This is a genomic window from Amphibacillus cookii (assembly GCF_016908375.1).
Taxonomy (GTDB): domain Bacteria; phylum Bacillota; class Bacilli; order Bacillales; family Amphibacillaceae; genus Amphibacillus_C; species Amphibacillus_C cookii.
Genome location: NZ_JAFBDS010000002.1, coordinates 419,036 through 433,068 on the forward strand (window position 1 = coordinate 419,036; position 14,033 = coordinate 433,068).

Sequence of the window (14,033 nt, forward strand, 5' to 3'; positions counted from 1 at the left end):
GTATGGCGAGTGCTGCGTTTACCCGGGAAATAATCATAATTATTCATTACATTTGTTACTTTCATACTGTGGAAGAGCAAAAACAACGGTTCAGTAGTTAATTATTAGAAAAACAAGCTATTTGCATGATTGCTTTCACTGCAAATAGCTTGTTTTTCATTGCATATGACGGTACAAACCGATAACTTTACCTAATATCGATACACTATTATAGATTAAGGGCTCCAATGTTGCATTTTCGGGTTGTAGGCGGATACGATCCTTCTCTTTGAAAAAGCGCTTAACGGTGGCCTCATCATCTTCGGTCATTGCTACGACAATATCGCCGTTGTTAGCGGTTTGTTGTTGTTTAACAATAACCATATCTCCATTTAAAATACCAGCTTCAATCATACTATCACCTTCAATGATAAGCACAAAAACATTATCATCTGAGTGAGTAATTGATGAAGGAAGAGGTATAAATTCCTCGATATTTTCCACTGCAGTTATAGGAAGCCCAGCTGTCACTTTACCGATAACAGGTGCATAGGATACACCTTCTTTTGGGATATTTAATTCTTCATCGACATGGATGACTTCTATAGCTCGAGGTTTAGTGGGGTCACGACGAATATACCCTTTTTTTTCTAAACGAGCCAAGTGACCATGCACAGTGGAGCTCGAGGCGAGCCCAACAGCCTCCCCAATTTCTCTAACAGATGGCGGATAACCTTTTAAAGTAACTTGCTCTTTTATGTAGTTTAAAATAGCTTCTTGACGCTTTGATAATGCGTGCATAATGTTTAATAAACCTCCGATCATTTTTAACGTATCTTGGATAGAATAGTAAATTCCTTAATCAAATTGTAAGGTGGGTATACTTATGACAGCTTCTCAATAATAGTGTAACGTTATATGCGACTAATTAGTCTTGATTATATAAAGGTGCATATTGTGAAAAGTTACACTTTTGAACCATTCAAGTGATGCTGTAAATAGTTAGATCATCTTCGAACAAGTTAAAAAAACCTATTACTATTCTTCTTGAATTTTTTATTATGAAAATATTATAACACGAACATATGTTATAGACAAACGTTAGTTCGATAAAACTTGACTTACCACGTTAATAAAAGTAATCTAAAGGCGAATGGATGTTCTGCTGTCAGTATTACGAAAAGGGGAACGGGTAATGCAAGCTATAATTTATTGTCGAGTCAGTACCAATAAAGCGTCGCAAGTTACTTCTCTTGGGCGTCAAAAAGAAGAGTTAATTAAGCTAGCTAAAAAGCATAATATCAAGATAATCGATATCGTAGAGGAAAAGGCTAGTGGCTATGAAATTGACCGTGATGGTATCATGACCATTCTAGATCGATGTAGTCATGAGAAGATTGATTGTGTTATGGTACAAGATGAAACGAGATTAGGAAGAGGCCATACTAAGATCGCATTATATCATCAATTGACCAAACAAGGTGTAACGATTTATTCATACGCGAATCAAGGCGAAATGAATTTATCAGAGTCGGATGAAATGGTATTACAAATTGTTAGTATCGTTGAAGAATACCAACGTAAAATCCATAATATTAAAATTAAACGCGGAATGAAAAAAGCAATTGCCAAAGGCTATGATCCAACCCGTAATTTAAGTAACCGGCATTTAAGTCATGGGCGGGATCGAAAGGACGTACCTATTGAAGAGGTTGTTCGTCTAAAGGAAAGTGGCTTGACATTCCAAGAAATATCTACCACTTTGAGAGGCTTAGGTTACAATATATCGAAGGCAACCATCCATCGTAGATATCAAGACTACCTTTCACTTGCGCAGGACCGGTCGGATTCGATAAAATAAAGTCAATATTTAAATTGTAAATTAAGGAGAATTAAGATGTTATCCAAAGATAAACTCGATCGTATCAATAACTTAGCTAAAAAATCAAAGCATGATGGTTTAACTGAAAAAGAAAAGCGGGAACAACAAAAATTAAGAGAAGAATATTTGAGCAACGTACGCAAATCTTTCACAAATCAATTTAAAAGCATGAAAATTGTAGATCCTAATGGAGATGATGTTACACCAGAAAAAGTTAAGAACTTACGCAGGGAAAATAAAGATAATTGAAAAAACGTACAATTTTTGCTTGTTTATTATCCTATTTCATTATAGGATAATAATTGTACGTACATATTCTTGCATCTAAAATAGAAAGGGGATTTATAAAAAATGACAAATAACGTGCAACAAACATCAATAAACGCGATTCGAACATTGTCAATTGATGCCATTCAGAAGGCGAATTCAGGTCACCCAGGTCTACCGATGGGTGCGGCACCAATGGCATATACATTATGGACTGAATTTATGGAGCAAAATCCAAACCATTCAAGTTGGGTGAATCGAGATCGATTTGTTTTATCTGCTGGACATGGCTCCATGTTACTATACGCTTTACTACATTTGGCTGGTTACAATGTTTCAATTGAGGATTTAAAGAATTTTAGACAATTTGGCTCACATACGCCAGGACATCCAGAAGTCACTGACACAGACGGTGTAGAAGCAACAACCGGACCACTTGGACAAGGTATTGCTATGACAGTTGGAATGGCAATGGCCGAGGCACATTTAGCTGCAAAATATAACCGTGATCATTTTAATGTAGTTGATCATTACAGTTATGCGCTAGTCAGTGATGGTGACCTTATGGAAGGTATTTCTCATGAAGCTGCTTCTTTAGCTGGCCATTTAGGATTGGGCAAGCTTATTGCGCTTTACGATTCTAATGATATTTCTTTAGATGGAGAATTAGGAAAATCTTTCTCTGAATCAGTAGAGAAGCGCTTTGAGTCATACGGCTGGCAAGTCTTGCACGTAGCAGATGGAAATGATACGGCTGAGATTGCTAATGCGCTTGAAAAAGCGAAAGCGAATACAACGCAACCGACACTAATTGAAGTGAAAACGGTGATTGGGTTTGGATCACCAAACAAGGCAGGGTCTAATGCATCACACGGTGCGCCTCTTGGAGAAGATGAAGTCACTTTAACTAAGCAAGCGTATAACTGGGACCATGAACCATTTGCTGTTCCTGAAGAGGTTTATGCAGATTTTAAAGAAAAGGTTGCAAAACGTGGACAAGTGGCTGAGGATGAATGGAACCAAATGTTTGCTCAATATAAAACAACATATCCAGAGCTTGCAAACGAATTTGAAATAGCTATGAAAGGCGAATTACCTGAAGGTTGGGATGCTGATTTACCTGCTTTCACTCCTGGTGAGGACACCCTTGCCACTCGGGCATCTTCTGGTAAAGTGGTTAACGCACTATCTCAATCAGTGCCAAGCTTATTTGGAGGTAGCGCCGATCTTGCCGGTTCTAATAACACCCGAATGAATGAAGAAGAAGACTTTGATAAAACCAATTATGCAGGTCGTAACATTTGGTTTGGCGTACGAGAATTTGCTATGGCTGCTGCACTTAATGGTATGGCGCTTCATGGTGGATTAAAAGTATATGGTGGTACATTCTTCGTGTTTAGTGATTACCTACGTCCAGCTGTACGATTATCGGCGATTCAAAAGTTACCTGTGACCTATGTACTGACACATGATTCAATTGCTGTGGGTGAGGATGGCCCTACCCACGAGCCTGTTGAACAGCTTGCCGCATTCCGAGCTATGCCAGGCATCTCAGTTATGCGTCCAGCTGATGGAAACGAAGTACAAGCAGCATGGCGTTTAGCTATGCAATCAGTCGATACACCAACATTACTAGTATTAACTAGACAAGGTCTACCAACGTTAAAAGGTACAAATTATGAAGGTGTACAAAAAGGTGGTTATATTGTTAGTCCATCAACAAAAGCAGAGGCTGACGGTATTTTAGTCGCTGCTGGTTCAGAAGTGCAATTGGCTGTCAAAGCACAAGCTACTTTAAGAGAAAAAGGTTATGATGTTAGTGTAGTAAGTATGCCATCATGGGATCGATTTGAGCAACAAGATCAAGCATATAAAGATTCTATCTTGCCAAAATCAGTTACTAAGCGTTTGGCAATTGAAATGGGTGCGTCTTTAGGATGGGATCGCTATGTAGGGGTAGAAGGCGACATTCTAGCAATTGACCGCTTTGGAGCTTCTGGAGAAGGAAAACGTGTTATGCAAGAATACGGTTTTACAGTTGATAACGTTGTTGAACGCTTCACAGCTATTGGTGAAAAATAAGGTTGAAAAAGAAAATCCACATTAATTGGGTGGATTTTCTTTTTGTCTTTTTAGGAAAAAATAATAAATAGTGAAGGAATCAATATTCCTGACAGTAATTATAAGAAAAAGCGCAATTTAAATGTATTGATTAACACGTTTTATCACAGATAACCCTCCGTAAACCCTCCCCCTCAGAATAGAGAATTGAGCAAATCGATTGAGGTGGGTGATAACGGACGCTCATGTTCTGTTCATTCAGCGAACCATCAGTGGATGGGGAAGATCGTAGACTAAAACCGCCACATCTTTAAGAAGGATTACAGACTAAGATCGCCACCTCCTGTGGCAACGTCTGCATGACCTACGTCTTGTAGCCCCCCGCCCATTGATTGAAGTTTCGCTTTATTGAATTTACCCCTACAAGCAACACCATCTTTTAATTGATTTGAATTCGACAAAACTCGTACTTCTTTATTTCAGTGATTGACAGTTTTTTATCCCTTAAGTACATATAATTATGAAAAAGGGGGTTGTCCATTGAATCGTTATTATATCTTTTTTTTAAAAGCTGAAGTTTATCACCACTATTTTTATAAAGCAGCTTTACTAAATCGTTTTTTTCATAAGTATATGAGTCAACCAGATCGCTCAGATTTAGAAAAACAGTTTTTTTATATTACCAGACCGATTCCAACAAAAGATAATATTCAAACACAACAGATAGAAATAACGAACAATCGAATGATGACGATTTTTTCGAGTGCACAATGTATATTAGATCATCCCTTGCTCTATGATTTAGAAGATCAGAATCATCATTGCTTTATTGTTGATCATACCTATCAGCATTTTGGTTGGTTATCACCCTTACATAAGATGAGCTCTCCAATATATAAGGTTGAGTCAATTGATACACTTACACACCCACTTAATCAGCTAGAACTGATTAAATCATATTGTACATAGTATTCGTCTATTATTTCGTCAACATACTGAAATAAATATGTTAGCCATCCTCTTTCAAACGCGATCATTACCAGTTTGCTCACTGCTATTGTAATATAGTTGAATGTTTAATATACTATATGAGAGATGTTTTTAAGGAGGAAGAGAGTTTATGGCTACAGGTTGGGTAATACTTATTGTCATCATTGCACTATTAGCTGGTGTAGCACTAGGATTTTTCATCGCTAGAAAGTACATGATGAATTATTTGAAAAAGAATCCACCAATTAATGAACAAATGTTACGGACTTTAATGATGCAAATGGGGCAAAAGCCATCGCAGAAAAAAATTAATCAAATGATGCGTGCAATGAACAACCAAAATCAAGAAAAATAAAGCAATTTTATAGGCCTTGATATATACATTGCAACAAATAAATCTCTTGTACGACTTACGTGCTGGAGGTTTATTTTTTTAGAAAAGCATTAGAAAACTTCACATTCGCTTGTCGTTCGGTGAGTATTTCACCTTAATAATATCCTTAGTACGCTAGAATTTCATCACAGATAACCGTTCGTAAAAACCCCCTCAAAATAGAAAGCAGAGCAAATCGATTTAGGTAGGTGATAACGGACGCTCATGTTCGGATTCACTCAACGAACAACCAATGTACGGGTAAGACCGTAGACTAAATCCGCCACATCTTTAAGAAGGATTACAGACTAAGATCGCCACCTCCTGTGGCAACGTCTGCATAACCTACATCCTTGTAGGCCCACGTCTGCATGACCTACGTCCTGTAGCCCTCCGCCCACTGATTGAAGTTTTGCTTTATGTCATCACTTCTAACTTCTTTGCTAACTTTTTTAATGTGCAACAAAAACCTGAATAAGATAACCTATTTTTCTCTTTTAGTTTACATAACATTGATATTAATTGATAATTTTGAAACAATTCGTAAGTAATCTGTAAAATTTATCACATATTTAACGAATTTAGTACATATAATGGTTCTAGATATGTTATTATTGTAAAGTAATGGTAGTCTATCTTGAATGGAGAGGAGCATGTTTGTGTATTCTCAACGAAAAATAGAATATTATCATGTTAAACAAGATCAAGTTCGTTTTTCGCTTAACACAACACCAATCCGCTTCAATATGGCAAATTTACCAGAAGAAATCGTCGATTGGATAGAGCATCATGGTTTTGATTTTATTGGTTTCTGTAATAGAAAAGGAAAAATATTATATACCTCTACTTCGATAGAGAAAATATTGGGTTATCAAAGAGAAGATATAATTGGAAATTTTGCTTTGCGATATATCCCGAAGCGCTCCCGCCAAGCTTTTGTAGAAACATTTTTATTTGATACACCTTATAGACAACGTTTTACTATCCAACTCAAAAGTACCACTGGAAAATATGTTTGGGCTGATATCGTTATTAAAGCCATTTTTATTCAAGATACGAAAAATACGGTCTATATCATTCTAATTAAAAATATTAGTGATAAAAAAGAAGCAGAAGAGATGTTGATAAGATCAGAAAAAATGTCAGTTGCAGGTCAACTAGCAGCAGGCGTTGTTCATGAAATAAGAAATCCCCTAACATCGTTAAAAGGGTTTATTGATTTATTGCAAGCTGGCATTGATCGGGAGCAAGAATATTATAAAATAATGATAGATGAAATTGACAAAATTGAAACCATATCTGCAGAATTATTGTTTATATCAAAACCACTTACACACAACCAAAAATACCAATGGCTAAAACCGATGATTAAGGATGTCATTGTTTTACTGAATACTCAGGCGAAAAATTATGATATTCAATTAGAACTTATATGTCCAGATGATTTCGTGGTTTATGTTGATCGATCACAAATGAAGCAAGTATTCATTAATTTAATTAAAAATGCCATAGAAGCAATGTCGAATCCTGGTAAAGTTGTAACTAAAGTAGAAATCAGAAAAGGTTTGTGCGTTATCTCAGTTATTGATGAAGGTCCTGGTATCCCTCCACATCTTATACATAAGGTTAAAGAACCGTTTTTTACTACCAAAAAAGATGGCACTGGTCTAGGGTTGATGATAACCACCCGTATTATTGAAAACCATAACGGGCTTTTTGAAATTATTACAAATCATGATAAAGGAACGACTTTTGAAGTGCATTTACCATTCTATAAGCCTGAACATATCAATGAAAATAAAGAGTGAATGGAAAAACAGTCTATACTTAACTTGTATTGGCTGTTTTTGCATTTAGTGTCGAAAGATTTTACTTATTTGCAGTTATACATTAAAATAGTAAGGTACATAACCGTGTCGATCCTTAATCGTTCGTATTTAGGAAGTGTTATGAGATTTAGTTAGGGGGTATCAAGTATGGCTATTAATACAAAAAAAACATTTGAACTGAATGGTCAGAAGTATAACTACTACCAATTAAAAGCTTTAGAAGAAGCGGGAAAAGGAAAGATTGCGCGTTTACCTTTTTCGATCCGGGTTTTATTGGAATCATTATTACGACAGTTTGATGGTCATGTGATTAAAGATGAACATATTGAAGGTTTGGTAAACTGGGGTAAGGTTGATAAGACGGATGTCCCCTTTAAGCCCTCCCGTGTCATACTACAAGATTTCACAGGTGTTCCTGCGGTTGTTGATTTGGCTTCTTTAAGAAAGGCAATGGTTGACCTAGGTGGAAAAGCAGATCAAATTAATCCTGAGGTCCCTGTTGATCTGGTAATTGATCACTCTGTCCAAGTAGATGAGTTCGGATCAAATACCGCTTTGCTTGCTAATATGGAGTTGGAGTTTGAACGGAATGCAGAACGTTATCAATTTTTAAACTGGGCACAAAAAGTATTTGATAACTATCGAGCTGTACCGCCGGCAACGGGCATCGTTCACCAAGTTAACTTGGAGTATATTGCGAACGTTGTCCATAAGTATGAAAATGAAGATGGAAGCTTCGATGCTTTCCCAGACACACTTGTAGGAACCGATTCTCATACAACAATGATTAATGGTTTAGGTGTACTCGGCTGGGGTGTAGGAGGTATTGAGGCAGAAGCTGGTATGTTAGGACAACCTTCTTATTTCCCTGCCCCAGATGTTATTGGTGTTAAATTTACTGGCAATATGCCAAATGGAATAACTGCCACCGATCTTGCCTTGAAAGTTACTCAAGTGTTACGTGAGAAAAAAGTAGTTGGGAAATTTGTTGAGTATTTTGGTCCAGGTCTAAAAGAAATGCCATTAGCTGATCGAGCTACGATTTCAAATATGGCTCCTGAATACGGTGCAACTTGTGGTTTCTTTCCAGTTGATGCTGAAGCACTTAATTACTTGCATTTAACAGGTCGAAGTGAAGAGCAAATTGCTTTAGTTGAAAAATATTGTAAAGAAAATAATTTATGGTATGATTCTTCTCAACCGGATCCAGAGTTCACTGATCTTGTTGAAATTAATCTTTCGGAGTTGGAGCCAAGCTTGTCAGGACCTAAGCGACCTCAAGATTTAATTTTATTATCTGATATGAAAAAATCATTCAATGAGGCGGTTACGGCACCTGCAGGTAATCAGGGATTTGGATTAGATGAGTCAGAATTTAGTAAACAAGCAACTGTTAAACATGCAAATGGAGAAGAATCAACGATGAAGACAGGTTCTTTAGCCATTGCTGCTATTACATCATGCACTAATACGTCAAATCCATATGTTATGTTGGGTTCTGGTTTATTGGCAAAGAATGCAGTTGAAAAGGGACTGACAGTTCCTGAGTATGTGAAAACATCGTTGGCACCTGGTTCAAAAGTGGTTACTCGATATTTGGAAGATGCTGGTTTAATGCCTTATCTTGAAAAACTAGGCTTTAACTTAGTAGGGTATGGTTGTACGACGTGTATCGGTAATTCTGGTCCGCTCGAAACAGCTGTGGAAGAAGCAATTATTGAACATGATCTAACGGTCTCTTCAGTTCTATCGGGAAACCGTAACTTTGAGGGTCGTATTCATCCACTTGTTAAGGCTAACTACCTTGCATCACCGCCATTAGTCGTTGCCTATGCTTTAGCTGGTACAGTAGATATTGATATTCAAGATGAACCGTTAGGTTTTGATGAACAAGGGCAGCCGGTCTACTTTAAGGATATTTGGCCTTCTTTGGATGAAATTCGTGATGAGGTTAGTAGAGTTGTCACACCTGAGATTTTTAAGAAAGAGTATGAAAACATCTTCAACTCAAATGAAAAATGGAATGCAATTGAAACAACAGATCAACCTTTGTATGCATGGAATGAAAAATCAACATACATTCAAAATCCACCATTTTTTGAAAATCTATCAAAAGATCCAAAATCAGTTGAACCGTTATCTGATTTGCGTATTATTGGCAAATTTGGCGATTCAGTGACAACCGATCATATTTCTCCCGCTGGCGCTATTGCGAAGGATATGCCAGCAGGAAAATATCTGCAGGATCATGGTGTTTCACCGCGCAATTTTAATTCTTATGGTTCTCGTCGTGGAAACCATGAGGTAATGATGCGTGGGACGTTTGCTAATATTCGCATAAAAAATGTGTTAGCACCTGGAACAGAAGGCGGATTTACAACGTATTGGCCAACTGAAGAGGTGATGTCAATATATGATGCTGCGATGAAGTACCAAGAACACGGGACAGGATTAGTTGTCCTTGCAGGTAATGATTACGGTATGGGTAGTTCTCGTGACTGGGCTGCTAAAGGTACTAACTTATTGGGTATTAAGACGGTTATTGCTCAAAGTTATGAACGGATTCACCGTAGTAACCTTGTTATGATGGGTGTACTTCCACTTCAGTTCTTAGAGGGAGAAAGTGCAGATACCCTTGGTCTTACAGGACGGGAAACGATAGCTGTTGATATTGATCAATCGGTACAACCTAATCAAGAAGTCAAAGTTACTGCTACTACTGAAGCTGGCGAGATTATTGCGTTTGAAGCCATCGCTCGATTTGATAGTGAAGTTGAAATTGATTATTATCGACATGGTGGTATACTACCAATGGTATTGCGTCATAAATTAGAAAACGTGTAAACTACTTGCTGGTAAAATGCCGTCCCGAAAGCTTAGCTTTCGAGGGTGGCTTTTTACTTGGTTCTTTAATGCTGTAAGCTATCAACGTTTATCACAGATAACCGTCCCGAAGTTAGTAGAGCTCATCTATTTAGGCGGAAGATAACGGACGCCAATGGCCTAATTCACTTAACTAACAAGGTGGGAGAAGAATGAAAACCCCCACGGATTGAAGGTTCGTTTTATAGATGTCACTTTTAAATAATGCTAATAATAATTATGAGTGGAAGTATATTTCTTTTGTGTTTATATGATTCAAGTTTGTTCATTATCGTAAAAAAATCAAATGTGCTAAAATAAGCAAATGAAGCTGGTTTTTGTTAATAATCTCAAATCAGTGATTCATCTAAAAAGGGCAACACATTATAAATTTAAATGGTAGTTTTACAGCGTAATACTTAGCTGAAGAAAGGGGCTGATTCGTTTGACCAATCATTTAATTTTATCCAAAATTAATGAACAGACAATCATTGAATGGGATAATATCGAAACCACACCTCCTTATTCTGAAATAGATATACTGCGGGCTTTAGATCAAGTTAAAGTTGACACTGATCAACTATCAAAACATGCGGAGGCCATATTGCACGTGATGTTAGCCTTTCATCGTTTGGTTCGTCACGAAGAGCAAGATCAATTAGCGCAAAACTTACTCGACATAGCTGCTAAAATGGAACCGAGTCTTTCTATACATCACAAACTTCAATCAATTAAACACTATTATTTCCTAATCCAACATTTCAAACAGCTCCATATCAATCAATGGTCGATTCGAGAAACGGATTTTGATCAAGCAAAACTAAAGAAACTTCAAGAATGGCAGAAAAAAATAACTTCTTTTTACAGTGAAACAGATGCAGTAGAATTTGAGGCGGACGAATACCAATCGCAACTGGATCAGATATACAGCCAGATGAAAGAAAAACTAATAAATTTGAATCAGCTGTTGAAGGAAGGTATTGAATCAATAGAGAATAAGCGCTCTGGTATACCGACTAAACAAATTAATCTTATTATTAAAGAACTTGAGGATTTAGAACACACATTTGATCAAACACTCCCTGATACACTACATGCCAAAGTTGACAAAAGTCCTTTGCAAAAGCTTGAGGGCATGATTGGGCTCGATCAAATTAAACAATATATGAAGCAATACTATCATTATCTGAAATATCAAAAGGATAGAAAAGACATTGGTTTCCAAATGATCGATGAGCCAGGTTTACATATGATTATTACAGGTAACCCTGGTACAGGTAAAACGACAATCGCGCGTTTGCTCGCAGAGATTTATCATGAACTTGGATTACTTGAATCAAAACATGTGATTGAAGTCAATCGTTCTCATCTGGTCGGATCATTTGTTGGTCAGAGTGAAGAGAACACGATGACTTATATACGTCAAGCAGTTGGTGGTGTCCTATTTATTGATGAAGCGTACAGTTTAAAGCGTCAAGATTCTAGTGGAAGTGACTATGGACAAGCTGTTATTGATACGCTGGTATCAGCAATGACAAGTGGTGAATATGCGGGTAAATTTGTCGTTATTTTGGCAGGATATCCGGAAGAGATGCGACAGTTTTTATGGTCAAACCCTGGTCTTCGTAGTCGCTTTCCTGATCAAAATATGATTAGCTTACCTGATTTTAAAATGAGTGAGTTAGTTGAAATTGCAGAAATGACGGCATTAAGCAATGATTACTTCTTTACCGAGACTGCTTTAAATAGCTTTTACGATTTAATTGAACGCGCCAAAGTTGATGATACGTTTGGAAATGCTAGGACGGTAAGAGATCTTGTCATGAAAGCTATATTCAAAAAAGGAGCCTCGATAACTGTAGATGCTAACGACGATTGGCTCGATCACATGAGGATCGAATCAAAAGATCTGTCTGTAATGGATGATCAAAGAGATGATACGGAACCGATGGACCAGCTTGATCAGTTAATTGGTTTAGACAACATTAAAGCAGAGGTAAAGAAATTGTCCTCTTTTGTTAAAATGCAACAAAAGAGAAAACACCAAGGCTATCCGATTGTCCCAATCCAATTGCATGCTGTTTTTTCTGGTAATCCTGGTACAGGAAAGACGACTGTAGCAAAAATCTATTCAAAATTATTAAAAGAATGCGGCTTATTAAAACGCGGTCATTTTGTTTTAGCTTCACGTAGTGATTTAGTAGCCGGTTATGTGGGACAAACCGCTTTAAAAACCAAAAATAAGATCAGAGAGGCACTCGGTGGAGTATTATTTATCGATGAAGCTTACGCACTATTTAGGGGCGAAAATGACTTTGGAAAGGAAGCAATTGATACGTTAGTTGATGAGATGACGAAGCACAATGAAAATCTTGTCGTTATCCTTGCCGGTTATCGGAAAGACATGGAACGATTTATTGATAGTAATCCTGGTTTATCTTCGCGATTCAGAAAGTACTTTGAATTTGTTGATTATCAAGCAAATGAATTATTGGCGATTACCCATTATCATATTGAACGTTACCACTACAAAATAACTGATGATGCACGAGACTTTTTAATTGAACACTATCAGGCTGAATCAATTAAAGGAAATGCAAGGTTTGTTGTAAACCTTGTTGAAGAGGCTATTCAATTTCAAGCTTTACGTATGGCTGAACAATCCCCAAGTGATGATCAGTTTTTACACCTAAATAAAGATGACTTTAAAAAAGCGTGGCAAACAGTGAAGGGAGACTAGTAAATGAAAAAAGTAAAAACACCCATCCAAGTACGTTATCAAGAGACTGATCAAATGGGGGTAGTCTATCACGCTAATTATTTGGTCTGGTTTGAAATTGGTAGAACAGCATTTGTTGACGCGCTTGGTCTATCCTATGCAGAAATGGAAAAGGCTGGCGTGGTTTCTCCTGTGACCCATGTGGAAGTGGATTATAAGCAACCGATTCGTTATGGTGAAGCTGCTTTTGTAGAAACATGGCTGGTTAGTTATGACGGTTTACGAACCGCCTACGGCTATCAAGTCCTCAATAAAGTCGGAGAAGTGGCTGTCTCAGGCAAGACAGATCATGTTGTGGTGAAAAAAGATAATTTTCGTCCTATTTCTGTGCGGCGTATGTTTCCAGAATGGCATCAAAGTTACTGTGCTGCGCTTGGTGAAAAAGTATAATGGCTTTTGGTGTAAATAGACAAGAATTAATAAACTGGAAGAAGCGTGTTAAGGCAGGAGAAATTGCATTTATTACCCACTATTGGCAAGATCCTCGTTTTCCTAGCTGTACAAGTGTAACTAAAGTAGGGTGTGCAGATGTAGAAAAATTAATAAAGTGGGGAGAGAAATATCAATTGAAACAGGAATGGATTCATCTCGATCGAGATTATCCACATTATGATTTATTTGCGCCTCGCCAAATTGAAATATTAAAAGCAGAAGGAATAAATGACCAAATACAACGTTTTAATCTAATAGATGGCAATAATCCTCATGCCAAATGAAGTCTGGGACAAAACGAACAGAAGTAATGAAAATCCGAACAAATAACAAAACGTAGGCAAACTACCAACTCCTGTGGAAATAGCACAAGCTGAAGATCCACTGTTTGAAATGTTCTTAATTCACACAGTGGAATATTAGACTAAATCCGTCACCTCGTGTGACAACGTCTAATTGGCCTACATCCTGTAGGCCCGAGGCCGTGCCTCATAGCCGTCAAGCTAAGCAGTAAGGTTTAAATAAATTGAAAAATACGTTACCCTAACGGACAAGAAATATTTGTCTGGAGGGGGTTTC

12 protein-coding genes are annotated in these 14,033 nt (G+C 37.3%); 10 read left to right on the plus strand and 2 right to left on the minus strand.

The genetic code is table 11. The features are described from left to right. Nucleotides 1-156 precede the first annotated feature (156 nt). A complete protein-coding gene (lexA, locus tag JOE23_RS05020) occupies nt 157-780 on the minus strand; it encodes a transcriptional repressor LexA (protein ID WP_204436255.1) in 624 nt (207 codons plus the stop codon). 394 nt (nt 781-1,174) lie between these two features. On the opposite strand from lexA, the gene JOE23_RS05025 reads away from it, so the two are divergent. The 3 genes from JOE23_RS05025 to tkt all read left to right on the plus strand — a co-directional run bounded on the left by JOE23_RS05025 (nt 1,175) and on the right by tkt (nt 4,210). Next, nucleotides 1,175-1,840 (plus strand): YneB family resolvase-like protein, encoded by a 666-nt coding sequence (locus JOE23_RS05025; protein ID WP_204436194.1) that lies wholly within the window; start codon nt 1,175-1,177, stop codon nt 1,838-1,840. 36 nt (nt 1,841-1,876) lie between these two features. Next, nucleotides 1,877-2,110, plus strand: a complete 234-nt coding sequence (locus JOE23_RS05030; RefSeq protein ID WP_204436195.1) for a DUF896 domain-containing protein — start codon at nt 1,877-1,879, stop codon at nt 2,108-2,110. A 102-nt stretch (nt 2,111-2,212) separates the two neighbouring features. Next, complete coding sequence (tkt, locus tag JOE23_RS05035) at nt 2,213-4,210, plus strand: transketolase (protein WP_204436196.1); 1,998 nt, start codon at nt 2,213-2,215, stop codon at nt 4,208-4,210. A gap of 299 nt (nt 4,211-4,509) precedes the next feature. Here the strand turns inward: tkt and JOE23_RS05040 are convergent, their stop codons facing one another. After that, entirely contained in the window at nt 4,510-4,650 is a 141-nt protein-coding gene (locus JOE23_RS05040; RefSeq protein WP_204436197.1) for a hypothetical protein, read from the minus strand. A 79-nt stretch (nt 4,651-4,729) separates the two neighbouring features. On the opposite strand from JOE23_RS05040, the gene sirA reads away from it, so the two are divergent. The 7 genes from sirA to JOE23_RS05075 all read left to right on the plus strand — a co-directional run bounded on the left by sirA (nt 4,730) and on the right by JOE23_RS05075 (nt 13,738). Continuing rightward, complete coding sequence (gene sirA / locus JOE23_RS05045; RefSeq protein WP_204436198.1) at nt 4,730-5,158, plus strand: sporulation inhibitor of replication protein SirA; 429 nt, start codon at nt 4,730-4,732, stop codon at nt 5,156-5,158. 151 nt (nt 5,159-5,309) lie between these two features. After that, nucleotides 5,310-5,534, plus strand: a complete 225-nt coding sequence (locus tag JOE23_RS05050; protein WP_017472072.1) for a YneF family protein — start codon at nt 5,310-5,312, stop codon at nt 5,532-5,534. A gap of 671 nt (nt 5,535-6,205) precedes the next feature. Then, the gene (locus tag JOE23_RS05055; RefSeq protein WP_204436199.1) at nt 6,206-7,360 is read left to right on the plus strand and encodes an ATP-binding protein; all 1,155 of its coding nucleotides are present in this window, start codon (nt 6,206-6,208) and stop codon (nt 7,358-7,360) included. Between the two features lie 168 nt (nt 7,361-7,528). Beyond that, complete coding sequence (gene acnA, locus JOE23_RS05060) at nt 7,529-10,225, plus strand: aconitate hydratase AcnA (protein WP_204436200.1); 2,697 nt, start codon at nt 7,529-7,531, stop codon at nt 10,223-10,225. A 463-nt stretch (nt 10,226-10,688) separates the two neighbouring features. Next, a complete protein-coding gene (locus tag JOE23_RS05065) occupies nt 10,689-12,983 on the plus strand; it encodes an AAA family ATPase (protein ID WP_204436201.1) in 2,295 nt (764 codons plus the stop codon). A 3-nt stretch (nt 12,984-12,986) separates the two neighbouring features. Further along, nucleotides 12,987-13,412, plus strand: coding sequence for an acyl-CoA thioesterase (locus tag JOE23_RS05070; RefSeq protein WP_204436202.1), 426 nt, complete (start codon nt 12,987-12,989; stop codon nt 13,410-13,412). Continuing rightward, nucleotides 13,412-13,738 (plus strand): hypothetical protein, encoded by a 327-nt coding sequence (locus tag JOE23_RS05075; protein ID WP_204436203.1) that lies wholly within the window; start codon nt 13,412-13,414, stop codon nt 13,736-13,738. Before JOE23_RS05070 ends, JOE23_RS05075 begins: the two co-directional genes overlap by 1 nt. Nucleotides 13,739-14,033 lie beyond the last annotated feature (295 nt).